The organism is Micromonospora sp. NPDC051006, from assembly GCF_044456245.1.
Lineage (GTDB): Bacteria > Actinomycetota > Actinomycetes > Mycobacteriales > Micromonosporaceae > Micromonospora.
In genome coordinates this window covers 24,059-49,121 of the sequence record NZ_JBITFP010000018.1, presented here as the reverse complement: position 1 = coordinate 49,121, position 25,063 = coordinate 24,059, and the positions used below count along the sequence as shown (strand labels likewise).

Sequence of the window (25,063 nt, the reverse complement as noted above, 5' to 3'; positions counted from 1 at the left end):
GGCCCGCGCCACATCGCCAACCGCGAGATGACGGCTCGACGACACAGTTCATGAGATGGCAGACGCATGGCGCGTAACACCGAGATCGAGGAACTGGCCCGCGAGGCCGCAGCGGGTGACACTCACGCGCTCGACACCTTGCTCACCCGGATCAGGCCGGACGTACTCCGGCAGTGCGGGCGGCTTCTGCTCTGTCGCCAGGACGCCGAGGAGGCCTGCCAGGACGCGCTGCTTCAGGTGGCGCAGGGCATCACCCGATTCGAGGGGCGGTCACGATTCTCGACCTGGCTGTACATCGTGGTCGCCAACTGCGCTCGGCAAACCTATCGATCGCTGAAGCGGCGCGCGGCCGAGCAGGCCGGTTCGGAGCTGCTGATGGACAGCCCCGACCCGCGCACCACCAGCGTCATCGCCGGCTCCCGGCTCGATCTGCTGGACGCGCTGGATCGCCTGGAGTCGCAGCGGCCCGACCTGGTCACCGCGTTCGTGCTGCGGGACCTGTGCCAGCTCGACTACGCCGAGATCGCCCAGCAACTCGACGTACCCGTCGGCACCGTGAAGTCACGGGTCCACCACGCCCGCCAACACGTACGCCGCTCGCTGGAGGGCGAGTGACCCGCGAGTGGCTGCGTCAGGCACGACCCGCGGCGTGCCCGCGCGCCAGGCGCGGCACCAGCGTCGTGCCGCCCACGAACAGCAGTCCGGCGACCGACAGCAGCGCGCCGACCCACGCCGTTGCCAGGTACCCGTGGCCGCCCGCGATCACGACGCCGCCCAGCCACGCCCCGATCGCGTTGGCCAGGTTGAGCGCGGAGTGGTTCGACGAGGCCGCCAGCGCGGGCGCGTCCGGCGAGGCTTCCATGAGCCGGATCGTGAGGCCCGCGCCGAGCACCTGACACACCAGCCCGATCGCGAAGATGAGCAGCACGGCGGCGACCGGTGACGAGGCGGTGAGCGCGTAGAGCGCGAGGACCGCGGTCATCGCGACGAGCGAGCCGATGAGCGTGCCCAGCGCCGACCGGTCCGCCAGCCGCCCGCCGAGCAGCGCGCCGACGGTCATCCCCAGGCCGAAGACGGCGAGGACCCACGGCACCGCCCGGGTCGGTAGCCCCGCGACATCGGTGAGGGTCGGCGCGACGTAGCTGTAGACCGCGAACATGCCACCGAAGCCCACGGTGCCGGTGAGCAGCGCGATCCACACGTGTACCCGGCGGAACGCACCCAACTCCCGGGCGATGCTGGCGCCGGGCACGGCGGCCACGGGCGGCACCCACCGCCGGACGGCAAGGATCGTCACGACGCCGATGGCGGCAACCAGCGCGTACGAGGCGCGCCAGCCGAACACCTGCCCGGCGAGCGTGACGAACGGTACGCCGACGATGTTGGCCACGGTCAGCCCGACCATCACGCGACCCACTCCCCGGCCCTTGCGGTCCGGCGGGACGAGCCCGGCCGCCACGACGGAGGCGATGCCGAAGTACGCGCCGTGCGGCAGACCGGTCAGGAACCGGGCGCCGACCAGCGTCCAGACGCCCGGCGCGAGAGCGGTCAGCGCGTTGCCCACCACGAAGGCGAGCATGAGCACGAGCAACAGTCCGCGCCGCGGCACCCGGGCCGCGAGGGCCGCGATGACCGGCGCGCCGACGACGACCCCCAGGGCGTACGCGGTGATGCCGTGCCCCATCACCGGGATGGAGACGTGCATCTCGTCGGCCATCTGGGGCAGCAGGCCCATGGTGGCGAACTCGGTGGTGCCGATGCCGAAGCCGCCGATCGCCAGCGCGAACAGCGCCGCCCCGGCCGGACCGCGTGCGTCGGGCGCGTCCTGCCGCGTGGGTCGGACCTGGGTGGTGCTCACGATGATGATGTCTCCGCTCGTCATGGCGTTGCCGCCCCGCGTAGGGACCGAATTTCCACGACGGTATGGAGGCGGGGCTCGGGCCATGGTGCCCCTCGGTTGTTACCGATCACTCAACGAGAGGTGGCCGGGTGACGCGAATTACCTGCGGAACCGGCAGTCGCCGGGCCCGCAATATGTAGCGCAACTTAACGGAGATGCAGAATCTGTCGCTTGTCCTACCAATGTCGGGAGCGGCACCGTTCAGGTGGACTGATCAAGGAGATTCACGGTGAACGGTGTCAGTGGCAGGACGTGGGCGTCGGCGCGGATCGGCGTGCTCGCGCTGTTGTGGGGATCGACCTTCCTCTGGATCGAGCTGGCACTGGACGCGCTGACCCCGGTGCAGGTGACCCTCAGTCGGTGCGTGCTCGGGTCGGCCGCGCTGCTGGTCGCCTGCCTCGCTTCCGGTCGGCGGCTGCCCCGGGACCGGGCGACCTGGGGTCACCTCGTCGTGGCCGCCTTCCTCTGCAACGCCCTGCCCTTCGCCATGTTCAGCATCGGCCAACAGAGCATCGACTCCGGTCTGGCCGGCGTGCTGAACGCGACCACCCCGCTGTGGGCGCTGCTGATCGGCGTCCTGATCGGCGCCGAGCGCGGGCTGCGGCCGGTCCGGTTGGTCGGGCTCCTCCTCGGATTCGCCGGGGTCGTGCTGATCTTCGCGCCGTGGCGGACGACGGGGCCGGTCGGCTGGGGCGCGCTCGCCGTCCTCACGGCCGCGGCCAGCTATGCCGCCGGCTTCGCGTTCATGGCCCGCAACTTGGTCGGCAGGGGCATCCCCACCATCTCACTGTCCGCGGCGCAGCTCGTCGCGGCGACCGGTCTGACCGCGCTGACCCTGCCGGCCGGCGGCCTGCCCGTGCCCGAGATCGGCCCGAAGACCCTGATCGCGGTGGTGATCCTGGGCGTCGTCGCCACCGGAATCACCTTCCACCTCACCTATCGGACCATCGCCGCCGAGGGCGCCACCAACACGGCGACGGTCGGCTATCTGCTGCCGGTCGTCTCGGTGGCGCTCGGAGTCGTCGTCCTCGACGAGGCATTCAGCCTGCGGACGGCGGCGGGGATGGCGGTCGTACTCGTCGGGGTCGGCCTCACCCGTTGGCGGCATCGGTCGCCGGCACCGGCGGTGAACCCCGGGTCGGGTCGCCGAGAGCGTCCCACTCCTCAGCAGTGGCCGGAAACGGCTGCCAGTACGGCAGGTAGAACGGCCGCCACGCCGGAGTGACCATCGAGAAGGACGCCAACTCCGGGTCCGCGAGCATGCGGTAGACGAACTCCGTCATCGACATGTCGAACCGGTGCCACGGATGAGGAGGGTCGTGCCGAGCCACCACCGGCCACCGCTCGGGCTGCACGGAGCGATCCGCGAGCCAGTAGTACTGACCGCCGGACGAGTCGTGACCCCACTCGATCAGCCCAGGGCGCACGCCGGGCTCGTACAGCTCGTAGGGGGCGTACCAGTCCGCCCGGGAGTCGTCATGCTCGCTCAACCAGTGCCGCATGGAATTCCACCACCGGAGCATCGACGTCGAGTCGTGATCGGTGGTCGGTCGCAGCAGGTCAAGGTGCGCCATGAAGAGGCCCGGCACGAACCGCCGGCACAACTCCTTGAAGTCCCCGGGCAGCGTGACGCCGAGTTCGGCCTCCACCCGCTCCCAGCCGGCACCACCCGCAGCCTCGTGGCGCCATCCGGTGACGTCGACGATCCGGTCGATCCACGTCAACTGATCGTTCACGCCGGCAAGGTAACAGCACGGGCGGACAGACCGCGCCCGCCGGCCGAGGACATCGTTCGGCCTGGGCCAACCAGCACCGTTGGTGAGGGCACGCCCTACCCCGGTGGCGCACGCGTTGAGCGCTCACGACGGGCAGCATGAGGAGTAACAGCCGCTTCGACCCGGGTTATCTCACCTACTGTGAGCGAGGGAGCCCGGAGCGTGAGGGAGAGCGCATGCGATCGAGGTGGGGTCGATATCTTCTGCTCTGCAGTGCCGCGGGGATGACGGTGGCGCCGTGGCTGGCCGACTGGAATCGACGCCACACCTTCGGGCCAGGTTACGGGCCGCACGCCCGCTGGCACGGCACCGCGGAGGTGGTCGGAGTGAGCGCCTCGGGCCTGGTGATGCTCTGGCTGCTCACCCGGGCGGTACGCCACGATCGGAGGCTGGCGACCGGGATGGCCGCGCTGCTGCCGCTGCTGCGTTACGGCGCCTTCAACCTGACCCTCGCTGTGCCGGGCACGTCCCCCGACGAGGAGGGCGGTCCCCCGATCCGGCTTCTCGGACTGCCCGCCTCACTGGTCACCCAGGACGCCCTGATCGCGCTCGCGCTCGGCGGATACCTACTCGAACGGCACGCCGAACGGCTCTGAGCCCCCTTTCATGGGGCGTCACAGCGGCCCTCAGCGGGCCGTGCCGGCCCGGCGCTTGTTGTAGACGTCGAAGGCCACGGCGACGAGCAGGACGAGCCCCTTCACCACCGACTGCGTCGACTGGTCGACCCCCATCAGCTGCATGCCGTTGCTCATCACCGCCATGATCAGACCGCCCACCATCGCGCCCACCACGGTGCCCACCCCGCCGGTGACCGCTGCGCCACCGATGAAGGCGGCGGCGATCGCGTCGAGCTCGAACATGTTGCCGGCTGCCGGCTGCGCCCCGTTGGACCGCGAGGAGTAGATGACGCCGGCCACCGCTGCCAGGAAGCCCATGTTGACGAACATCCAGAAGTTGACCGTGCGGACCTTCACCCCCGACAGCGCCGCGGCCGAGAGATTGCCGCCGATCGCGTAGACCTGCCGACCGAAGACGGTACGCCGGGTGAGCAGGCCGTAGACCAGCACCAGGACCGCCAGCACGATCAGCACGATCGGAAGCCCACGGGCGTGCGCCAACTGCCACGCGAAGTACATGATCACCGCGCCGACCACGGCGACCCGGGCGACGAACAGCGGGAACGACTCGACGGGCTGCTGGTACCGGATCCGCGCGACGCGGGTGCGGAAGCCGCTCACCGCGTACCCGGCCACGGCCACGGCGCCGATGAGCAGCGTGAACGCGTCGTAGCCCTGCCCGCCGAGCAGGCCGTTGAGGAATCCCGCCGCGACGCGCTGGTACTCGGCCGGGAACGGCGACAGCGAGATGTTGTCGAGCACGCGCAGGGTGAGACCGCGGAACAGCAGCATCCCGGCGAGGGTCACGATGAAGGCCGGGATGCCGACGTACGCCACCCAGAAGCCGTGCCACGCGCCGACCGCGACGCCGACGACCAGCGCGGCCAGGATGCCGACCCACCACGGGTAGCCCTGCTGGATCACCAGGACGGCGGAGACCGCGCCGGTCAGCGCCACCACCGACCCCACCGACAGGTCGATGTGCCCGCCGATGATCAGGATGACCATGCCGATCGCGAGCACCAGGATGTACGAGTACTGCAGGACGACGTTGGTGATGTTCCCGGGGCTCAGCGACACCCCGTCGGTCAGGATCGCGAAGAGGGCGACGATGACGACCAGGGCGACGTAGATCCCGCTCTGCCGCAGGTTGTTCAGCACCAGCGCCCGCAGGTCGCTCGTCCCGGTGTGCAGGGCGGCGGCCGACGTGCCGTCGGGGGGCGTCGGGCGCTCCGTCGAGGGAGTCGTGGTGCTGGTCATCCGATGAGCTCCTTGTCCTTGGTCATCAGCTCCATGAGGCTCTCCTGGGTCGCCTCGCTCGCCGGCAGCTCACCGGTGATCCGGCCGGCCGCCAGGGTGTAGATGCGGTCGCACATCCCGAGCAGCTCCGGCAGTTCGGAGGAGATGATGATCACCGCCTTACCGTCGGCCACCAGCCGATTGATGATCGTGTAGATCTCGTACTTCGCCCCGACGTCGATCCCGCGTGTCGGTTCATCCAGGATCAACACGTCCGGGTCGGTGAACAGCCACTTCGACAGCACGACCTTCTGCTGGTTGCCCCCGGAGAGCTTGCCGACCACCGCCATGACGCTGGGCGCCTTGATGTTCATCTCCCGCCGGCTCTGCTCGGCGACCTTGATCTCCTCATTGCCGTTGACCCAGCCCAGCCGAGCCAGCCTGGCCAACGCGGCGGCGGAGACGTTGCGGCGGACGTCGTCGATGAGGTTCAGGCCGAACCGCTTGCGGTCCTCGGTCACGTAGGCGATGCCGTGGTCGATCGCCTCGCTGACGGTACGGGCGTGGACCTCCCGCCCGTGCATGAGCAGCCGCCCGCTGACGTCGCGGCCGTACGACCGGCCGAACACGCTCATCGCCAGCTCGGTCCGGCCAGCCCCCATCAGCCCCGCGATGCCGACGACCTCACCGGCCCGCACGGACAGGCCGACGCCCTCGACGACCATCCGGTCCTGGACCGGATGTCGCACCGTCCAGTCCTCGATCCGTAGCACTTCCGCGCCCGGCGACGACTCCCGGTCGGGGTAGAAGCTGTCCAGGTCACGCCCGACCATGCCTCGGATGATCCGTCCCTGGGTCACCTCGTCGGCGCGCATGTCGAGGGTCTCGACGGTACGTCCGTCGCGGATGACGGTGGTCGAGTCGGCGATGGCGGTGATCTCGTTGAGCTTGTGGGAGATCATGATGCAGGTGATCCCCTGGTCCCTGAGCTGCCGCAACAGGTCGAGCAGGTGAGCCGAGTCGACCTCGTTGAGGGCGGCGGTCGGCTCGTCCAGGATGAGCAGGCGCACCTTCTTCGACAGCGCCTTGGCGATCTCCACCAGTTGCTGCTTGCCCACCCCGAGCTGGATGACCGGGGTGACCGGATTCTCGTGCAACCCGACGGACGCCAGCAGCTCCGCCGCATCGGCGTTGGCCCGGTTCCAGTCGATGAGCCCGCCGCGGCCGCGCCGCTCGTTGCCGAGGAAGAGGTTCTCGGCGATCGACAGGTACGGCACCAGGGCGAGTTCCTGGTGGATGATGACGATGCCGTTGGCCTCGCTGTCCCGGATACCCCGGAACTGCATGGGCTTGCCGTCGAAGAGGATCTCGCCGTCGTACGTGCCGGTCGGGTGGACGCCCGACAGCACCTTCATCAGGGTGGACTTGCCGGCACCGTTCTCGCCGCAGATGGCGTGGATCTCCCCCCGGCGCACCGCGAGGTTCACGTCCTCGAGCGCGGTCACCCCGGGGAAGGTCTTCGTGATGCGACGCATCTCGAGAATGGTGTCGTCCATGGTCACTGTCCTCATCGTCAGATCCGGACGCGGTACGTCGTGACACCGGGCCCGGCGGTGACCGCCGGGCCCGGTGGACGGCTCAGCCCTTGGCCTGGCCGGCGGCGACCTCTTCCGCCGTCCAGTAGCCGGAGTCGATCAACGTAGCCTTGATGTCGTCCTTGTAGACGGTCGCGATCGGCAGCAGGTAGGCCGGGACGACCTTGACGCCGTTGTTGTACGTCTGCGAGTCGTTGGCCTGCGGCTGCTTGTCCTGCAGGAACGCCTCGGCGGCATTCACGGCCTGGTCGGCCAGCAGTCGGGTGTCCTTGAAGACCGTCGAGCTCTGCACGCCGTCGTTGATCAGCTTGATCGAGGCGATCTCCGCGTCCTGGCCGGTGACCACGGGCATCTTCTTGCCCGCGGCGCCGTAGCCGGCGTTCTGCAGCGCCGTGATGATGCCGCGGGAGATGCCGTCGTACGGCGACAGGACCCCGTTGACCAGAGCGCCGTCGTTGTAGCTGGAGGTGAGCAGGTCCTCCATCCGCTTCTGCGCGGTCTCCTGCTGCCACCGCAGGATGGCCACCTGCTCGATGGCGGTCTGGCGCGACTTCACCCGCAGCGTGCCGGCGTCGACGAACGGCTTCAACGTCTCCATCGCCCCGCCGAAGAAGTACTGGGTGTTGTTGTCGTCGAGCGACCCGGCGAACAGCTCGACGTTGAACGGACCCGTCGCCGTGCCCTTCGAGCCGTCCTTGTTCTGCAGGCCGAGACCGACGAGCAGTGCGGTGGCCTGAGCGACGCCGACCTTGAAGTTGTCGAAGCTGACATAGAAGTCGACGTTCTTGCTGCCGCGGATCAACCGGTCGTACGCGATGACCGGGATCTTCGCGTCGGCGGCGGCCTGTAGCTGACCGCTGAGCGCTGTACCGTCGATCGCCGCGATGACCAGGACGTCCGCGCCCTGGGTGATCATCTGGTCGACCTGCTGCGACTGGGTGGGGATGTCGTCACCCGCGTACTGGAGGTCGACCTTGTAGCCCTTCGCCTCGAGCTTCTGCTTCACCGCGTTGCCGTCGGCGATCCACCGCTCGGAGGTCTGGGTCGGCATCGAGACGCCGATGGTCAGGTCGCCGGGCTTCTCACCGCCGGTGTCACCGCCGCCGCCGGCACCCTCACCGCTGCACGCCGCCAGACTGAGCGCCAACACCGCACCGCCGAGAGCAACCAGGAATTTCCTGCCCACGGGCGTCTCCTCTCTGGACTCCCCGCCGATCACCGGGGCTACCTGTCACCTTTCCGGGTAGTGTTAGCGCTCACATGCCGCACGTCAACACTTACTCCGAAATACCGGCGTCACGGTCTCGTAACGGAAGGGCCCGCCGGCGAAGCCCCACCCACGCCCGTCCACAACGGACATAGGTGGCAGCGGCCGACCGGCGTCGCCGGCAATCAGGGCGAGGTTACTGCCCAACCCGTACGCCAGCTAGCCCCGGTTGCGGCGATGGCCGGCGTACCCGTGCGCCGTCAGTGGCGCGGTGGGGCGACGCTACCGCGGGCGACCAGGGTCGGGGCGATGGTCTGCCGTGGCGCCCCGCCGGTGCCCGATTCGATCTGGGCCAGCAGCAGCTGAAGACTCGCCCGCGCCACCGCGTCGAAGTCCGGCCGGACGGTGGTCAGCGGCGGAATGAAGTACGCGGCCTCCGGCACGTCGTCGAAGCCGACCACGCTGATCTCGTCCGGCACCCGCCGACCGGACTCGTGCAGTGCCCGCAGCACGCCGAGCGCGAGATGATCGTTGGCGGTGAAGATCGCGGTGACCTCGGGCATCCGTGCCAACAACCGCCCACACCGGTAACCCGAGGCGGCGGACCAGTCCCCCGGCATCAACGGTGGCGGTTCCACCCCCGCGGCCAGCAGCGCCGCCCGCCAGCCTTCGATCCGACCGGCACCGTCGAACCAGTCGGCCGGCCCCGACACGTGCCAGACGGTGCGGTGCCCGGCGTCGAGCAGATGCTGGGTCGCCGCCCGGGCGCCCGCCACCTGATCCACCGTCACCAGCGGCACCGGCCGGCGCGGGTCACCGTCGACGGTGACCAGCGGGACGTCCTTGGGCAGGCGCTCCAGCGCCTCACCGGCCGACTCCACCGGCGCGATGACCACGATGCCGGCGACCCGGTGCGACAGGTGCCGCTCGACCGCCGCCGAGATGGAATGGTGGTCCAGGTTCCGCACGCTGCCCACACTGACCGCGAAACCCTCTTCCGCAGCGGTCTGGTCCAGAGCGGCCAACAGCGACGCCGGACCATAGAGGGTGGTGTTCTGTGCCACCACGCCGATGACCTGCGATCGGCCGGTCACCAACGCGCGCGCGGCGCCGTTCGGGCGGTAGCCGAGCTCGGCGATCGCCGCCCGTACCCGTAACCGGGTCTGCTCGCGGACGTTGGGGTGCCCGTTGAGCACCCGCGACACCGTCTGGTGGGAGACACCGGCCAGCCGAGCAACGTCGGTCATCGCCGGACTGCGCACGGCCATTGCATTCCTCCGCCCACGTCCGATCCGCGACCCGTCGACGTCGACTGGAGCGGCCCGGCCCGATCCCCTCGCTCAGCCCACCACACCGGTGCCGAGTGCAAGGTGATCATCGCTGAACCGCCTGCAGTCTACGTCAGCCACGGGCGGGGGCCGGGCTAGAGCGACGCGACCGTGGGGAGGGCGGCGGGGACGGCGCCCGCAGCACCGGACAGGGCCCCGATCAGGGCGGGCTCAGCATGTGATCGCTAACATCATTTCCGTCGGGGAACGGCGGTCCGATGACTGCCGACCCTGCGGGCGGCCGATCCGGCCAGGCCTGACCGCTGACATGACCGGCGGCGAGGCGCCGTACGGATCGTCGCGTCAGCGTCGGTCGTCGGCGAAGGCCGTACGTGGGTCGAGGAGCTGCCCTCGCGCGTACTCCTCGCCGAAGGCATCCGGGCCGAGCGCCTCGATCGCGGCGGCGCGCGCCTTGGCGAGGTCGGCCGCGTCGTCCGGGTCCGGGACCTGACCGAGCGACGCGAACGCGGCATCCGCGACGCCGATCATCCGCGCCGCCCGGGTGTGATCGCCCTCGGCCGAGCCGAGCGCGGCACCCGCCACGCAGACGTACGGCACGAAGTCGGCCCAGCCGTTGCGGAACACCCGCTCGCGGCCTTCGGCGAACAGCTTCCTCGCCGCGTCGAGATTGCCCAGGCCCAGCTCGCAGAACGCGAGGTTGTGATATTCCGAGTTGACCATCTTGGACTGGCCGAGCGACTCGTTGAGCGCGATGCTGTCCAGATACAGACCCCGAGCGCGGAGCAGGTCGCCGGACATCCGCGCCACGGCGGCCAGCACGTGCCGCGGCCGTTCCTCGAGGCTGCGGTCGCCGGAGCGCAGCGCGACCTCGAGAGCCTCCCGGGCCCGGGCCTCCCCGCCCGGCAGGTCCCCGCCGCGGATGGCGACCCGGGCCAGGCTGTAGCGAGCCTCCACCTCGCCCGCCGGGTCGCCGGCCGACCGGGCCCGCTCGATCTCGGCCTCGCTCATGCGCACCACGGCGTCGGTCTCACCACGGCGAAATGCCGAGCGCACGTCGTCACTGAAGTTCACGGGTCCTCTTTCACAGGGGTGCCGGTCAGGCCAGGTGCTCGACGAACGTCTAGCCGTCACCGCGCGTGGAACACGGTCCAATTCTCCACGAGACGGAAGCCCATCGACTCGTAGAGCGGGCGGCCCATCGTGCTGGCCTGCAGGTAGGCCGCGTCCGCGCCGGCGGCGAGGGCGTCGCGCAGCACGGTCTCGGTGATCGCCCGGCCCAGGCCATTGCCCCGCACGGACGGCACGACGGCGATGTTGAACACGCCGATGACGCCGGCGGTCCGCATCCCGAGCCCGGTGCCGGCGGGCAGGTCGCACTCCTCGGCCAGATAGCCGGTGATCCGGTCGGCGTCGAGCACTCCCCCGCCCATCAGCGAGCCGAAGACGCCCTCGGGAGCTTCGAAGCCCCGCGTGAGAGCCTCGGTGTAGAGGTCGCTCTCGACCCCGCCGACCTGTCGCACCAGACTCCGCTGCGCCTCGGTGGCCCGGAACACGATCTCCTCCGCGGCGCAGGCCAGCAACGGCAGGTCGCTGCGTTCGACCAGCCCGTGCCGGGCCGCGAGAGCCGCGACCTCGTCGCCCGCCTCGCCACGCACCATGATCGACCAGTGGGCGGCCTGCCGGCCGACCTCGATCGCCATCGCGTCGAGCGACCCGAGATCCGGTTCCGGCGTCGTGTCGTACGCCACGTTGAGCGTCGCGACGCCGGCCTGGGTCACCGCCGCGCGGGCGGTGCCCTGCTCGGCGTACCAGCCCTTCGGGGTCACCCCGCAGAGGAACTCGATGGCGTCGAAGTACGCCGCCGCCATCCGATCAGCGGTGGTGTTCATGGCTGTCTCCCTCGGGTTGCCGCGGCCCGCAGCAACCTAGCGGGGGCGACCCGGCACGCTCCAGGCGCGAACCCGTTCGGTGGGTGATCTCACGGCCGCCTGCGCCCGGTCGTACGTCAGGTGCTCGGCGGCTGGTCAAGGCCGACGGGCGCCTGCCGCGCGGCGATGTCGACGAACTCGTGCACCAGGGGTGACCGGTTGCTCTCGGCCCAGGCCAGGCAGACCTGGTTGGGCCGGAGGTCCTCGACGAGCAGGTGGACGACGTCGGGCCGGGTGTAGAACGTCGCCGTCGACAGGGGCAGGATCACCACCCCGCCGTACGCGGCGACGTGCTCCAGCTTCTCCTCGACCGAGTTGAGCACGGGCCGGGGGCGGGGATCGGGGTCGGCCGGCCGGTTCGGCAGGTCCCGCCACTCCGGCACCGCGTCCGGGTCCTGGAGCAGACGTTCCTCCACCAGTTCGGCGAGGCCGATCGCCCCCTTGCCGGCCAGGCGGTGATCGCTGGGCAGCACCACGACGCGGGGCTCGGTGAACAACGGGCGCAGGCGCAGGCCGCGCTGGTCGACCGGGAGCCGTACGTAGCTGACGTCGGCCCGCCCCTCGTGCACCACCTCGACCTGGTCGTTCCAGGAGGTGCGCACGACGCCGACGGACAGGTCGGGGTGCCGCTGGGCGATGGCGCGGGCCTCGGCGGTGACGATGATGCCGGGCATGAAGGCGATGGTGAACGTCGGCCTGCCGTGCGCGGCCCGGTGCACCCGCCGATGCAGTGCCTCGGCCGAGGCGAGCAGCGGGTAGGCGTCGGCCAGCAGTTGGCGGCCGGCCTCGGTCAGCACCGTGGAGCGGCGGTCCCGGACGAAGAGCTCGGCCCCCAGTTCGTGCTCGAAGGCCCGGATCTGACGCGACAGGACCGGCTGGGCGATGTGCAGCCGCGTCGCGGCCCGGCCGAAGTGCAACTCCTCGGCGACCGCCACGAAGTAGCGGAGCTTACGCAGATCGACGTCCATCCGCTCCCCCGTCCCGGTCTGCCCGTGTTCGCTCCCGAGGTTTCCCCGATACCCGCCGGGTATGACCGGGACGATACCCAACGAGCATCACAGGAGGTGAAAGAGGTCTTGGACGCGGGTGTGGTGGCCGGCGCAGGGTGGAAACCGTCTCCACCACCATCGGACAGGATCAGGAAGGACAGGACCATGGCCCTCACCGACCAGCGCGTCGTCGTACTCGGCGGAACCTCCGGGATCGGGCTCGCCACCGCCACCCTGGCCGCCCGCGAGGGCGCCCAGGTCGTGGTCGCCTCCAGCAACCAGAGCAGCGTGGATCGCGCCCTGTCGGCCCTGCCGAGGGGCAACGCGGGGTACGTCGCCAACCTCACCGACCCGGGCGACGTGTCCCGGCTCTTCGAGGGCCTCGGCCCGTTCGACCATCTGATCTACACCGCCGGCGAGCCGCTCGCGCTGATGTCCGTGGACGCCCTCGACCTGACCGCCGCCCGCGCCGCGTTCGAACTGCGCTACTTCGGCTCCCTGTCGGCCGTCAACGCGGCAGTCCCGTACCTGCGACCCGGTGGGTCGGTCACCCTCATGACCGGCACCGCCAACTACCGGCCGAGCGCGGGCTGGTCGGTGGCGGCCAGCATCACCGGGGCGATCGACGCGCTGGTCCGCGCACTCGCCGTCGAGCTCGCCCCGATCCGGGTCAACGCCGTCTCCGCCGGCGTGATCCGCTCGCCGCTCTGGGACTCGCTGCCCGACGACACCCGCGAGCAGATGTACGCCCAGCTCAGCGAAACGCTTCCGCTCGGTCGGGTGGGCGAGCCCGAGGAGGTCGCCGAGGCGTTCGTCTACCTGCTGCGGGCGACCTACGCCACCGGCACGGTGGTGACCGTCGACGGCGGCACCCTGATCGCCTGAGTCCGCAGCCGGGGCGCGGACGTCGCTGGCACGTTGCTGTGGCGCCCTCCCCGGCTCAGCCGGATCCTCCGACCAAGGCTGCGATGATCGCGGCTGGCTCGATGGTGATTGGCCGGTCGCTGACCTGCCCGTCGCCCACTTCGACGAGCCGCCACACCCCGTCGGCCCGCAGCGCAAGATCCGCCGTCACGAACGGCAGGTCGAGTTCGCCGATCAACGGTCTGAGCCAGCCCAGGTCGAGCTCGCCCGGTGGTTGGTCGTGCGGAGTGTCCGGGTGCGGGCCGATCAGGACGCAACGGCCATCCACCCACCAGGTCCGCACCTCCGCGGAGGTGAATGACTCGAATTCGCGCAGCACGAACCCGCCGACGAAGTCGTCGTCCCGCAGCTGCCGCAACCGGCTGGCAACCTTCCACGCGGCGTCCCTGTCCCCGAGGTCTGCGATGAACGCAGCCTCGTCCCAGTAGTGCTTCATCGACTTCACGTGGTCACGCACGACGGCCGGACCCGCACCGAGGGTCAGCCGGGCCTGGTCGAAGTCGGCCCGATCCGCGCTCGTGGTCCACGCCGAGCGTGGCGTCACCCCCGCCAGCGCCGGATACCACTCGGGCAACTCGTGTGCCCGTCGATACTGCTCGGCTGTCGTGCGGACCGTGACGCCTCGCTGGGCGAGCACGTGCGTGAGACGGGCATACCGTCCGCTGCCTAACATCCAGCCTCGATAAATGGCTGTGCCACCGCTGGGCACGGACGCCACCGCCCGCTCTGCGCCATCGCCGCGTTCCAGGGCGTCGTGGTCGACCACAGCAACAACCCAACCGGCTTCCCGCGCCGCCTGCGCCTCGGGCGCAAAATGCTCATCCGGACGGCGCGGCCGCAGCGGGTCGCCGGGAACGAGAAGCATCACCCGCCCGATGCTGCCCGAACCAACGCCGTGACCTCCAACGGTTATCGGCCCTGGCGCCGTCGGCGGCACGGCGACATCCGCGTCCATTCGGGCGGTCACCTGTGGTTGGCAGATCAGGCGAATTGCGGCGCGTGAGGCTCGTGGTGCGGTTCGAGCGTGAGGTACGCGGACAGCGCGCGGAGGAAGTCGGGCGCGTCGAAGATCTCGCCGGCGGAGGCGACGCCGCTCGTCCTCGTCCGACCGTCGAGAAGGCGATGGACCGCCTCGACCGCCAGCGGTGCGCTGATGGCGTAGATGTCCTGGCCACTGGCGACGACGCGTCGTTGCCTGTCGCCGGAGCGCACGATGACGTCGACGGTGAACGTCTGCGCGGACCGGCCGCGCTCGTCGACCGCGGTCGGCGCGGGTGCGTCGGGGGCGGCCAGGTCCCGGGCCGCGTCGGTGGTCATGTACGTACGCACCTCGGGGATGGACAGGTGGCTGGGGACGGTGACGATGTCGGCCATCGAGAACTCGCCGAGGACGCTCCGCCGACCCAGCGGGGCGGGAAAGTCCCAGTCCAGGGTCGGCAGGCCACGCTCGTCGACGTGGTACTCCAGCTGGCCACCGGTGTAGCGGACACGTTGGCCGCCGCGCCGCTCCCGGGAGACGGTGCCGGAGACGAGGGTCCCGGGCGTGGGGTGCCAGCTGCTCAGTCCGTACGCCACGTGCGCCTCGTCGGCCGCGGTCCAATCGCCCATCGCCGTCGTGACCAGCAGGTCGCCGAGTCCGCCGAAGAAGGCCATCGCCGGGACCACCGCGACGCCGGCGGTCCGGGCGCGCTCGGCGAAGTGCGTGAACGTGTCGAGGTTGGCCTCGATCTCGGCCGCCACATCCACGTACGGGATCCGGGCCCGCAGGGCGGCCTCGATCACGGGGGCCGCGGTCGAGGCGAACGGTCCGGCGCAGTTGATGGCGGCAGCCGCGCCCTTCAGTGCCTGGTCGAGCGAGGCCGGGTCGTCGACCGACGCGACCCGGTGATCGAGCCCTGGATGGTCCGCCGCCAGTGCCTGGAGCTTGACCGCGTCGCGCCCGAGGAGGAGGGGGACGAACCCGCAACCGCGCAACTCCGTCACCACGAACCGCCCGGTGTGCCCGTACGCACCGAACACCGCCACGGTCTGATTCGAACCCATCGCAGTTCCTCCCCTTGAAAGATCGACCAAGAAGATCCTCTCCGCACGACCGGTCCTGGACTAGTGTCTGGAACGCCATTGCCCGTACAGTTTCGGACATGGCCACGATCGCGCTCGCCGCCACCGACGGGATGCTGCACTTCGAGCTCGCCATGGCCTGTGAGGTCTTCGTCCGCGACCCCTCGGGCCTGGCGGACCCGTGGTACGACCTCGTGGTCTGCGGTCCGGGCCCGGTCCAGATCGGCAGGTTCCGGATGGAACCTGACGCCGGGCTTGACCGACTCGCCCGCGCCGACACCGTGATCGTCCCTTCCGTCGAGGACATCGACGCGGAGGTGCCAGCCGACCTGCTCGACGCCGTCCGGGCGGCCCACCAGGCGGGCGCTCGGATGGTCTCGCTGTGCACCGGCGCGTTCGTGCTGGCCGCCGCCGGGGTGCTGGACGGGCTGCACGCGACCACGCACTGGGCCCACACCGAGGCGCTGGCCGCGCGCTATCCCCGGGTGAAGGTCGACCCGGACGTGCTCTACGTCGACAACGGCAACGTGCTCGCCTCCGCCGGCAAGGCCGCCGCGATCGACCTGTGCCTGCACCTGATCCGCCGCGACCACGGCTCGACGGTCGCCAACGCCGTCGCCCGCCGCCTGGTCGTACCTCCGCATCGCGCCGGCGGCCAGGCCCAGTTCGTCACCACCCCGGTGCCCTCCCGCGAGGACCATCCCCTCGCCCACCTGCTTCCCTGGGCGATGGAACGGCTGGACCGTCCGCTGACCGTGGAGGACCTGGCTCGCCAGGCGAACATGAGCTCGCGCAACCTGGCCCGCCACTTCAAGTCGGTGACGGGCACCAGCCCACTGCACTGGCTGTCGACGCAGCGGATCCGCCGGGCGCAGGAGCTGCTGGAGAACACCGACAACAGCATCGACGCCATCGCGCAGGCGGCCGGCATGGGGACCGCCACGACGCTGCGCCGACACTTCCATCGCACCGTCGGCGTACCTCCGGACGCCTACCGTCGCACCTTCCGCAGCGCCGGGCCCTCGTCAGGGTCGTGATCGCCGTACGGTCGACGGCCTGACAGCTCCGCGGCCCACCAGCTCGCCCGACTCCATCGCGCACACCCTGCCAGGCGGTTTCAGCCGCCCAGGCCAAGCTGGGGATACAGGGCGTCGGGAGCGGCCACCGCTCCTTCCGGTCGAATGACCTCGACGGCGGCACCGAATTCGCTGTAGCGCACGGACGCGTTCGGGAAGCCGTTGGCCCCTGGGATCAGGAAACTCACCAGCCGACCCTGGTCGTCCAGAGTTGCCCGAAAGGGCTGGTCGTGTGCGCTGTCGGGAAACGTGCCAGTTCGACCGGGGCGGAAGCTGATCCCGTTGCCGGCGCCGACCCGGGTCGCATCGAGCGTCCCGGTGACGTGCAAGCCCTCTGCCTGTGCGGTGACGACCGCGTTGATGAGGCGAGCCGAGCCGCCGGGGTCGTTCTTGCCCGCCGCGAAGCTCAGGGCGAAATCTGACGGCACGCGGGCCGGGTCGAGGCTCATCCATTCGTGACCGACGCCGGGAAGGTCCAGGTCGGTCTTCATGTAGACCACATCGTCGATCATCCGGATCTCGATGCCCCGACCGGACACCGAAACCGTGGCGACGGCCCGCTTGTTCACGTTGTCCGTGTACGACACCGTCGTGGCCTGGCTGGCGATGTCGACGTCGACGCGGAAGCTGGTCTGATCGACGAACCTCGTACCCGACCGCAGCAGGTCTGCCGGGTTGGCCGTGGCAGCGTCCGCGCTGACGGTCGCCACGGGGGCCGGCTCGTCCCCACTCCGCGCGCCAGCCGCGAACCCAAGTAGCAGAATCGTTCCTGCGGCAATGCCCGCCAGCGCGGCTCGTCTCATGGCCGCACACTAGGCCGCTTCGGCAAGGGTCAAGCGACGCTCGGTGCTGGTGGGGGCGAGGACGGCGGGACCCGAGCGGGTCTCAGCAGCACCCGAACAACGCGACGGCGGGCGACACCCCCGGCGCCCGAGACACCCACGCCCGCGTCCCTCGATGCCGGCAGGGCGAAGTCGTAGGCTGCATCGCACGTGACGGACAGGAGGCCGAGGTGGCCGAAACGACACTCACCGAGTCGACGGTGGCCGAGGTGATGGCCGAGCTGGCAGCGCTCGAGGACCCCAGGGCACGCGAGGTGAACGAGAAACACGGTGACGATCACGGCGTGAACCTCGGCAAGCTGCGCGCGCTCGCGAAACGGCTGAAGACACAGCAGGAACTCGCGCGCCGGCTCTGGGCGACGGAGGACACCGCGGCGAGACTGCTGGCGATCCTGATCTGCCGCCCGAAGGCGTTCGAGCGTGACGAGTTGGACGCCATGTTGCGCGAGGCGCGCAAACCCAAGGTGCACGACTGGCTCGTGAACTACGTGGTGAAGAAGAACCCGCACTCCGAAGAGCTGCGCCTGACCTGGTCCGCCGATCCAGATCCGGTGGTCGCGAGTGCCGGCTGGGCGCTGACCACCGAACGCGTGGCGAAGAAGCCCGAGGGCCTCGACCTCGCCGGGCTGCTCGACGTCATCGAGGCGAAGATGAAGGACGCCCCCGATCGCCTGCAGTGGGCGATGAACCACTGCCTGGCTCAGATCGGGATCGAGCACGCCGAGCACCGCGTCCGCGCGATCGACATCGGCGAGCGCCTGCAGGTGCTCAAGGACTACCCGACGTCCCCGGGCTGCACGTCTCCGTTCGCGCCCACCTGGATCAACGAGATGGTGCGCCGGCAGCACGATATGTAGGGCGTCGCCGCATCACTGGGTCAACCACAGCGGTGCCGGGGACGCGACCCATGCGGAGTTTGTCCGAGCCAGGAGCTTCCGGCTCAATCATCCTTCTCGACTGGTGACGGCACGCACAGACTGCACGCCCCACCATGCCGGAACGATCCCGTGGGACAAAATCGATCCATGGTCCATGATCCAGTCTCGGTGGTCCGGGAGTTTCTGCAGGTCGTCCGCTCGGGAGTCGATCCCACACAAGCCGACCGGCTGATGGCGACCGCGGTGGTCGCTCACCAGGTGCAGGCTGAGGACCCGGCGACCATCACGCGCACTCCGCAGGAGTACGCCGAGCATGTCGAGGAGATGCTCGCGGCCTACGGGCCGTTCCGCCTGGAGATCGACGAGTTGTTCGGCTCTGGCGACAAGGTGTACGCGCGTTGGACCCAGAACGGAGTGCACGTCGGGAACGTCGACGGACTGGAGCCCACAGGCCGGCCGACCATTCAGGTGACCAGCTGTGTGTACCGGGTCGCCGACGGCAAGATCGCGGAGTACTGGATCCAGATCGACCGGTGGGGACTGCGAGCGCAACTCGCTGCCTGACGCTGACGACTAACCGGCGCTGGAGACGATGCCTCCCGGCCGATGAGCCGCGGTGTCCTCCTTGCTGCCGACCGGTCAGGAATCGTGCGACAAGAAGTCGAGACGCCCGCGATCGTCGATGACAATTCCCTGTCCGGTCAGCCGGACAGCGCCCGCAGCGGTGAGCCGAGCCAGAGCCCGGTTGATGGTGACCCGGCTCAGCCCGAGCATGCGCGCCAACTGCTCCTGCGATCCCCGCCAGGCGACCCGATCCGCCGGATCCTGCGCGTTCAGCCAGGCAGCCACTTGAGCGACCGCCGGTAGCGTGACGGCCTGCGCGAGCCGCCGTCGACTGGCCATGGCGTCCCGCGCGAGCTGTCCGAGCACATGCCTACGCACCGACTGTTCGTCGTCGAGCAGGCGCAGGAACCGGATGCGAGGCAGCAGGCGCGCGATGACCCCGGTGATCGCCACCAACCCGGTTGACGGTGTGCCGCCATCCAGAACGGCGGACTTGTCCACGATCGCGGGGCCCGTCCACTGCTCGGGCCACACCTCACCGCCGGTGGGTGCGGTGTGCGTGGCGACCACGGTGCCGGACAGCAGCAGGACCACGGCGTTCGCCTGCTCACCGGCCGGCCGGATCATCGCCCCGGCGCCGAACCGTACCGCGCGACTGTCCCGGGCAACCGCCTCCAGCTCGACCGTCGACAGGCCTCGTAGCGCGGGGATGAGATCCAACGAAGTCATGTATCAAGTGATACAGCGCCGCAGGGCGCCGACGTCCTAGCGTGCCCGTGTGTGGATCGTAGAGCTGACCTTCACCAGTGACCCCGAACGCCTGGCCGCACGGGCCGCCCATCGCAGCCGGCTCGCCGCCCTCCATGGCAGTGGAACCGTCCGGATGGCCGGGCCCTTCGCCGACGACAGCGGAGCGGTGATCGTCATTGACGCGCCCGACCGGCAGTCCGTCGACGCGCTGATCGCCGCCGACCCCTATTTCACCACCCCGGGCGTCGCGATCGCACAGATCCGGAACTGGCATCCGTTCCTGCAATAGCAGTTCTCCGGCCCCCGGCGCCGGGGTGCGGATCGGATGGCAGGTTGCGCGGACTCCGACTCCGCCAGCGATGGCTGGAGCACTAAACTCCCGATGACGGTGGGTGACGGACCGAGCACTTGACGCGACCACCGCAGATCCTTGAGTGCAGACGTCCTCACAGCAGGCGCGGAGGGAAAGAACGACGTGGCCCACAACGTTCACGCGGGAGAAGTCGACGGACTGAAGTTCATCAACCCAAAGGGTCTCTACGATCCTCGGCCGAACGCCTACTCACACCTTGCGGTATTCCCGGCCGGCTGGCGGATGATCCTCCCGGCAGGGCAGGGCGGCGAGACCGAGGACGGCGTTCTGGCGGAGGACTTCGGGACGCAGCTCAGGCAAGCGCTGGCGAACACGGCGACTGTGCTTGCGGCCGCCGGCGCCACGATGTCGGACGTAGCGAAGTTCAATCTCCTCGTCGTCGACCACGACGAGGAGAAGTTCGGGGTGGTGAGACAGGAGTTCGATCGTGTGTGGGGGGACCGGAAGCCGGCCTGGACTCTGATCCCGGTGCCCGCGCTGGCGCTGGCCGGGATGCTGATCGAGATTGACGTCATCGCTGTGGTGCCGCAGTGAGGCCGTGGACGGGACCGCCATAGAGCGCCCCCGCGGCTATGATCCACCGACATCGCGGCCCTGACGGAGGAACGCAGTGATCGAGGCGGTCTTCTTCGATGTCGGCGGGACGGTTCTCGACGAGTCCCGCGAGTTCGAGGCCTGGGCGGACTGGCTCGGCGTTCCACGGCACACGTTTTCGGCGGTCTTCGGTGCGGTCATCGCCCGAGGTCTGGACTATCAGGAGACGTTCCGGGCCTTCCGGCCCGATTTCGATCTCGCGGCCGAACTCGAGCGGCGAGCAGCTGCCGACAAGCCGGAGACGTTCGGCGAAGAGGATCTCTACCCCGACGCGCGACCGTGCCTGACCTCCCTGAAGGAACAGGGCCTGTTCGTGGGCCTGGCCGGCAACCAGCCAGCTCACGCTGAGCGGATCCTCCGCGCCCTCGACCTCCCCGTGGACGTGATCGGCACGTCGCACGGTTGGGGCGTGGAGAAGCCGTCACCGGCCTTCTTCGAGCGGGTCGTCCGCGAAGGCGGCGGCGATGCGTCGTCGATCCTGTACGTCGGCGATCGGCCCGACAACGACGCGCGTCCAGCCAACGAGGCCGGTATGAAGACGTGCCTGATCCGGCGTTCCCCGTGGGGCCACATCCTCGACATGCCCGCCGTGTCCGAGCAGTGCCTGTTCCGCATCGACTCGCTGGACGAACTCCCGAGCCTGGTCGCGAAGCACAACGCGGCAGGCGGCTAGTACTCCAGCCGGGGATCGTGATCACGGCTGGGCGAGGGCGTGCCGCGGCGTATCGGCTGTCATGGGCGAGGCTTGGTGACAGCGTCGACCGCGTATTCAGAAAAGATCTCGCCGAGGACGCGCTGCGCGCTCGCGAACTCCTCCGCGTCCTCGGGATCTTCGAACGTGTAGGAGCAGGTAGCGAGCGTTTTCCAGAGGGCCCAGCCACGTCCGCGCGCCCACGTCGAATCATCCACCGACAGCCGCTTGCGGAATGCCTGCCGGCCGTCAGCGGTCAGCAACGTCCAGGCAATCGCCAGATCGCAGGCTGGGTCACCGACGCCGCATGTCCCGAAGTCAATGACGGCCACCAACTGCCCGTCAGCAAGCAGGAGGTTTCCCTCGGCGATGTCCCCATGGAACCAGCGGTCTACACCGTCCCAGCAGGCGTCGAGCGCCCTCGCCCAGATCTCGCGCACCAGCTCGGCATCGACGTGGCCGTCCAACTCCGCGAGCGCACGCTCAACCTTCTTGTCGTAGGTGCGCAGGGTGCCGCCCCGGAACCAGTTGTGGACACCCGGCTGCGGGCCCTCAGCAGCGTCGACACTCTGCAAGGCCGCCAGGAACTCGGCCAGGTCGATCGCGAATCGCACCGGGTCGGCGACGCGGTCCACGCTTGCAGGTTCGCCGTCGAGCCACCGGTAGATCGACCACGGATAGGGGTAGGCCGCTTCTGGCCTGCCTTTCGCCACCGGGGCGGGGATGGGCAGCGGCAGCCGAGCGGCGAGGGCCGGAAGCCACCGATGCTCCTTGTCGACCGCCAAGGCGTACTCTGCCGCGCTGGGCAGACGCACCAACCTTTCGGGGCCGAGGTGGAAGGTCCAGTTGTCCCAGCCGCCGTTGGCTACCGGCTCGATCGGGAGGTCGGCCAGATGCGGGAACTGATCGGCGATGAGCCGACGCACCTGCTCCGCGTCGACGGTGATGCGCTGCGGCAGGGGACCGAGATCCGGAATATCACTCACTGAACCGTCCTCGATTGACCATCGAAGTTGAGCGCGATGTGATGCGCGAGCGAAGGCAGCCACCGTCAATTGTGGACGGCGCGGCCGCAACCTGGTCGGCCCGGGAGGTGTGTACCTGGATATCGCAACCCGCGCTTGATCGGAGGAACGATGTTCTCGACAGCTCTACGCGCCCTCGTGCCCGTCACCGTACTGGCGGGGCTGACGGCCTGCACCACTACCTCGCCCTCTTCCGTAGCAGGGTCCGGCACACCGTCGCCCTCACCCAGCGCCATTCCCGCCTCCAGCGGGACACCATCCGTCCCCAGCAACGCACTGCCTACCCGCACCGCGACGTCCGCCACGCCGACCACCACCGAGGCCGCCTGTCCGGTCAGCGCCGCGACCTTGCAGCGGGCATCGGGGCTGGGAGACACCCACCGGATCGACTCGGCTCACATCAAATGCGCGCGCCGATGGGCCACGGCCGGTGTGATCGCCATCGACCCAGGGATGCAGGGCGACGGCGTGCTGCTGTTCGAGTATTCGGCCGGCAGGTGGAAGAAGCTGGGCGAGGGCAGCGCGCTCGAATGCAGCCCATTCGGCATCCCGCAGGAGATCGGCGAGCAGGTCGGCTGCCACGACAACCGCTGATCAGTCACGGGCAGGGCGTCCGCGCGCAGACGTCGATGACCTTGCCGGTGAGCAGGAACACCGCCTTCTGTCTCTGGGCGCCGGCCTGGGCGCGCGGGAACTCGTGCGAATCGTCGCCGTACTCCGGCCCGGCCGGGGCGAGGTTGGTCGGCGGTGGCGCGTACGCCGCACGGCTGTTCCAGATCACGATCGCCGACCCGGTGTACGGATAGCGGCGGATCGGCGCGATGCCCCAGTACGGCTGCACGTCCAGCGACCAGCCGTCGGCGAGCGCGGGGGTGTGCAGGCGGGCGCCGATGGTCCGCGCCTGCACCTCCGCTGCGGCCGGCGAGACCTGATGGTCGCCGAAGGCCACGTGCATCAGCACCTGGTGCGCCGGGGTGCCCGGCAACGGCCGGTCGGTCATGTGCTGGGCGTACCCGTTGGCCTCGGACCGGTCCCACAACATCTGCAGCAGCGCGAGAATCAGCTGCTGGTCGACCTTGTCCGGGTAGTAGCCGTCCATGACCGTCTGGAACGGGGCGAAGTCCACGCTGCGTTGCAGCAGGGTGGAGTAATTCATCGCCGGCACGCCGAGCACCGACCGGGTCCAGTCCTGGGCGATGGCGGTGAGGGCGCCGCCGTTGATGCCACCCTGGCTGTTGCCGTCGTAGTGCAGCCCGCCCGCCACGTCGATCAGCGGTTGCCCGTCGGCGCCCTGGAACGCCGGGTCGGCGGCGAACCCGCCCGGATGGATCATCGCCCGGCCCAGGAACAGGAAGTTCAGGAAGCTCTGCTGCAACCGGTCCACCACCGCGGGGAAGGCACTGAGGTCGGTGAAGGCGCCGGCAACGTACGGGACGTCGGCGGCGGCCATGCCGATCCAACTGGTCGCGCAGAAGGTGAAGTCGTACGTGTTCGACATCGTCTTGACGTTGCCGGCGTTGATCTCGGTCGGCCTGCCGAGCAGGCCGTGGCCGTAGAGCGAGAGGTGCGCCGGCTTGGCGGCGGAGGCGCTGCGCGGGATGTTGCAGACGAAGTCCGCCCGCAGCGTCGCGCCGGACGGCGTGGGCAGAGCGTTCGGCGTCGGTGCTGTCCCGTCGCCGCCGGCCGGCCCGTAGTGCAGCCGGGAGCCGGGTCCGCCGTCGCCGGTCAGATAGGACGGTACGCCGATGGTGCCGGTCACCTGCCGGGCGATCAGTGGCTCCTGCTCCGGTGGATAGTCGGTCACCTGAGTGACGGTGAACGACGGTGCGGCCCGGCGCAGGGTGGCGAACGCACCGTCCCGGACCGCCAGCATCCGCCCGGTCAGACCGTGGCGGCTGGCCACGGTGAAGTCCCAGGCCAGGTAGAGGCTGTGCCGTTTGACGCCGGCCCTGGTCAGGTCGGCGAGGATCCGCTTCATCTGCGGCACGCGACGATCGCGATGGCCGAGACCGGCACCGGTCACGTACGCCGTGAACGCCTTCGGCGCCGGGATCAACGCCCCGTTGCCGTCGCGCAGGCCGCGCAGGCCGACGACGTACCGGGTGCCTTCGGTCAGCGCCACCGCGGGCCGGATGATCAGCAGTTGCCGGTCGGGCTGGCCGGCGGCGTGCGCGTCCAGCTCGGCCCAGTACGGCGTGCGCTTGCCGGTGCGAGCGTTGAGCAGCACGATCGGCGCGTCCGGCGCCATTGAGCGGCCGATATCGGTGACCGGCGCGATCCCGGTCGCGGCGGCGTCGAGGTCGGGCACCCGCACCAGGATCGGCGAGCCGGGACTGAACCCGTCCTGCCGGTTCCATTCCGTCGGGTCGATCGGGGTCCCCTGCGCGTTGGCGGGCATCGCGGAGGTCGCGAACCGCACCCGCTTGCCGGTGGGGCTGGTCCGATCCGGCACGGTGAAGTAGTCGTTGGGGAACGGCAGCAGGCAGGCCGTCGGGTCGATCGGGTCGCAGGCCCGGTCCCCAACCGGTCCGGGAGTCGCAGGCGGTGCCGCGGTGGCGGCCGCGCCGAGCAGGACGACGCCTGCGGTCACCAGCACGGACACGGCGAGACGGAGCCGTTTGGGTGTGGCCACGCGCATCTCCTTCGACGCGGGAAGGTGGATCGCTGCAGGGTCGACCGTGGTGGATGGACCGTGGTGTTCTTCCTACGCTCGTGAAGGGATCTCAGCAAGGGGCCGGCACGTCCC

The 25,063-nt window shown here is 69.8% G+C and carries 25 protein-coding genes; 11 read left to right on the top strand and 14 right to left on the bottom strand.

Translation table 11 applies throughout. The features are described 5' to 3' along the window. Nucleotides 1-66: 66 nt before the first annotated feature. A complete protein-coding gene (locus ACIBBA_RS23860; RefSeq protein ID WP_396700179.1) occupies nt 67-615 on the top strand; it encodes an RNA polymerase sigma factor in 549 nt (182 codons plus the stop codon). Between the two features lie 16 nt (nt 616-631). Here the strand turns inward: ACIBBA_RS23860 and ACIBBA_RS23855 are convergent, their stop codons facing one another. Continuing rightward, entirely contained in the window at nt 632-1,882 is a 1,251-nt protein-coding gene (locus tag ACIBBA_RS23855; protein WP_396700178.1) for an MFS transporter, read from the bottom strand. Between the two features lie 247 nt (nt 1,883-2,129). Between ACIBBA_RS23855 and ACIBBA_RS23850 the strand changes: the two genes are divergently transcribed. Then, nucleotides 2,130-3,125 (top strand): DMT family transporter, encoded by a 996-nt coding sequence (locus ACIBBA_RS23850; RefSeq protein WP_396700177.1) that lies wholly within the window; start codon nt 2,130-2,132, stop codon nt 3,123-3,125. Nucleotides 3,126-3,851: 726 nt separating this feature from the next. Then, nucleotides 3,852-4,271 (top strand): hypothetical protein, encoded by a 420-nt coding sequence (locus ACIBBA_RS23845; protein WP_396700176.1) that lies wholly within the window; start codon nt 3,852-3,854, stop codon nt 4,269-4,271. A gap of 30 nt (nt 4,272-4,301) precedes the next feature. Here the strand turns inward: ACIBBA_RS23845 and mmsB are convergent, their stop codons facing one another. From mmsB to ACIBBA_RS23810, 7 genes are all read right to left on the bottom strand, one after another. Beyond that, nucleotides 4,302-5,552 carry a multiple monosaccharide ABC transporter permease gene (mmsB, locus tag ACIBBA_RS23840; RefSeq protein ID WP_396700175.1) on the bottom strand — a complete coding sequence of 417 codons (1,251 nt, stop codon included), beginning with the start codon at nt 5,550-5,552 and terminating at the stop codon, nt 4,302-4,304. After that, nucleotides 5,549-7,087, bottom strand: a complete 1,539-nt coding sequence (gene mmsA / locus ACIBBA_RS23835) for a multiple monosaccharide ABC transporter ATP-binding protein (RefSeq protein ID WP_396700174.1) — start codon at nt 7,085-7,087, stop codon at nt 5,549-5,551. The genes mmsB and mmsA overlap by 4 nt, the downstream gene beginning before the upstream one ends. A gap of 82 nt (nt 7,088-7,169) precedes the next feature. Further along, entirely contained in the window at nt 7,170-8,312 is a 1,143-nt protein-coding gene (chvE, locus tag ACIBBA_RS23830; protein ID WP_396700173.1) for a multiple monosaccharide ABC transporter substrate-binding protein, read from the bottom strand. Nucleotides 8,313-8,593: 281 nt separating this feature from the next. Beyond that, on the bottom strand, nt 8,594-9,601 hold the full coding sequence (locus ACIBBA_RS23825; RefSeq protein WP_396700172.1) for a LacI family DNA-binding transcriptional regulator: 1,008 nt from the start codon (nt 9,599-9,601) through the stop codon (nt 8,594-8,596). Nucleotides 9,602-9,964: 363 nt separating this feature from the next. Further along, on the bottom strand, nt 9,965-10,693 hold the full coding sequence (locus ACIBBA_RS23820; RefSeq protein ID WP_396700171.1) for a tetratricopeptide repeat protein: 729 nt from the start codon (nt 10,691-10,693) through the stop codon (nt 9,965-9,967). 56 nt (nt 10,694-10,749) lie between these two features. Next, nucleotides 10,750-11,511 (bottom strand): GNAT family N-acetyltransferase, encoded by a 762-nt coding sequence (locus tag ACIBBA_RS23815; RefSeq protein WP_396700170.1) that lies wholly within the window; start codon nt 11,509-11,511, stop codon nt 10,750-10,752. Nucleotides 11,512-11,627: 116 nt separating this feature from the next. Next, nucleotides 11,628-12,518, bottom strand: coding sequence for a LysR family transcriptional regulator (locus ACIBBA_RS23810; RefSeq protein ID WP_396700169.1), 891 nt, complete (start codon nt 12,516-12,518; stop codon nt 11,628-11,630). A 186-nt stretch (nt 12,519-12,704) separates the two neighbouring features. Between ACIBBA_RS23810 and ACIBBA_RS23805 the strand changes: the two genes are divergently transcribed. Next, entirely contained in the window at nt 12,705-13,424 is a 720-nt protein-coding gene (locus ACIBBA_RS23805; protein ID WP_396700168.1) for an SDR family oxidoreductase, read from the top strand. Between the two features lie 55 nt (nt 13,425-13,479). Here ACIBBA_RS23805 and ACIBBA_RS23800 read toward each other — a convergent pair whose 3' ends face one another. Continuing rightward, nucleotides 13,480-14,328, bottom strand: coding sequence for an ATP-grasp domain-containing protein (locus ACIBBA_RS23800; RefSeq protein WP_396700265.1), 849 nt, complete (start codon nt 14,326-14,328; stop codon nt 13,480-13,482). Nucleotides 14,329-14,444: 116 nt separating this feature from the next. After that, nucleotides 14,445-15,506: a saccharopine dehydrogenase family protein gene (locus ACIBBA_RS23795; RefSeq protein WP_396700167.1), complete on the bottom strand. Its 1,062-nt coding sequence runs from the start codon at nt 15,504-15,506 to the stop codon at nt 14,445-14,447. Nucleotides 15,507-15,604: 98 nt separating this feature from the next. Here ACIBBA_RS23795 and ACIBBA_RS23790 point away from each other — a divergent pair, with 98 nt between their 5' ends. Continuing rightward, entirely contained in the window at nt 15,605-16,561 is a 957-nt protein-coding gene (locus ACIBBA_RS23790; protein WP_396700166.1) for a helix-turn-helix domain-containing protein, read from the top strand. Between the two features lie 80 nt (nt 16,562-16,641). Here the strand turns inward: ACIBBA_RS23790 and ACIBBA_RS23785 are convergent, their stop codons facing one another. Further along, the gene (locus ACIBBA_RS23785) at nt 16,642-17,403 is read right to left on the bottom strand and encodes a hypothetical protein (RefSeq protein WP_396700165.1); all 762 of its coding nucleotides are present in this window, start codon (nt 17,401-17,403) and stop codon (nt 16,642-16,644) included. Nucleotides 17,404-17,612: 209 nt separating this feature from the next. On the opposite strand from ACIBBA_RS23785, the gene ACIBBA_RS23780 reads away from it, so the two are divergent. Together ACIBBA_RS23780 and ACIBBA_RS23775 are read left to right on the top strand one after the other, a co-directional pair. Next, nucleotides 17,613-18,299 (top strand): DNA alkylation repair protein, encoded by a 687-nt coding sequence (locus tag ACIBBA_RS23780; RefSeq protein WP_396700164.1) that lies wholly within the window; start codon nt 17,613-17,615, stop codon nt 18,297-18,299. Nucleotides 18,300-18,467: 168 nt separating this feature from the next. After that, nucleotides 18,468-18,884 (top strand): ester cyclase, encoded by a 417-nt coding sequence (locus ACIBBA_RS23775; protein WP_396700163.1) that lies wholly within the window; start codon nt 18,468-18,470, stop codon nt 18,882-18,884. Nucleotides 18,885-18,959: 75 nt separating this feature from the next. Here ACIBBA_RS23775 and ACIBBA_RS23770 read toward each other — a convergent pair whose 3' ends face one another. Then, nucleotides 18,960-19,604 carry a Crp/Fnr family transcriptional regulator gene (locus tag ACIBBA_RS23770; protein WP_396700162.1) on the bottom strand — a complete coding sequence of 215 codons (645 nt, stop codon included), beginning with the start codon at nt 19,602-19,604 and terminating at the stop codon, nt 18,960-18,962. Between the two features lie 58 nt (nt 19,605-19,662). On the opposite strand from ACIBBA_RS23770, the gene ACIBBA_RS23765 reads away from it, so the two are divergent. The 3 genes from ACIBBA_RS23765 to ACIBBA_RS23755 all read left to right on the top strand — a co-directional run bounded on the left by ACIBBA_RS23765 (nt 19,663) and on the right by ACIBBA_RS23755 (nt 21,274). Continuing rightward, nucleotides 19,663-19,923 (top strand): YciI family protein, encoded by a 261-nt coding sequence (locus ACIBBA_RS23765; protein ID WP_396700161.1) that lies wholly within the window; start codon nt 19,663-19,665, stop codon nt 19,921-19,923. 141 nt (nt 19,924-20,064) lie between these two features. Beyond that, nucleotides 20,065-20,541 (top strand): RidA family protein, encoded by a 477-nt coding sequence (locus tag ACIBBA_RS23760; protein ID WP_396700160.1) that lies wholly within the window; start codon nt 20,065-20,067, stop codon nt 20,539-20,541. Nucleotides 20,542-20,617: 76 nt separating this feature from the next. Then, entirely contained in the window at nt 20,618-21,274 is a 657-nt protein-coding gene (locus tag ACIBBA_RS23755; protein ID WP_396700159.1) for an HAD family hydrolase, read from the top strand. 59 nt (nt 21,275-21,333) lie between these two features. Here the strand turns inward: ACIBBA_RS23755 and ACIBBA_RS23750 are convergent, their stop codons facing one another. Beyond that, nucleotides 21,334-22,278, bottom strand: coding sequence for an aminoglycoside phosphotransferase family protein (locus tag ACIBBA_RS23750; protein ID WP_396700158.1), 945 nt, complete (start codon nt 22,276-22,278; stop codon nt 21,334-21,336). 150 nt (nt 22,279-22,428) lie between these two features. Between ACIBBA_RS23750 and ACIBBA_RS23745 the strand changes: the two genes are divergently transcribed. Further along, on the top strand, nt 22,429-22,911 hold the full coding sequence (locus ACIBBA_RS23745; protein WP_396700157.1) for a hypothetical protein: 483 nt from the start codon (nt 22,429-22,431) through the stop codon (nt 22,909-22,911). Nucleotides 22,912-22,915: 4 nt separating this feature from the next. Here the strand turns inward: ACIBBA_RS23745 and ACIBBA_RS23740 are convergent, their stop codons facing one another. Then, nucleotides 22,916-24,955 carry a hypothetical protein gene (locus ACIBBA_RS23740; RefSeq protein ID WP_396700156.1) on the bottom strand — a complete coding sequence of 680 codons (2,040 nt, stop codon included), beginning with the start codon at nt 24,953-24,955 and terminating at the stop codon, nt 22,916-22,918. Between the last annotated feature and the right edge of the window lie 108 nt (nt 24,956-25,063).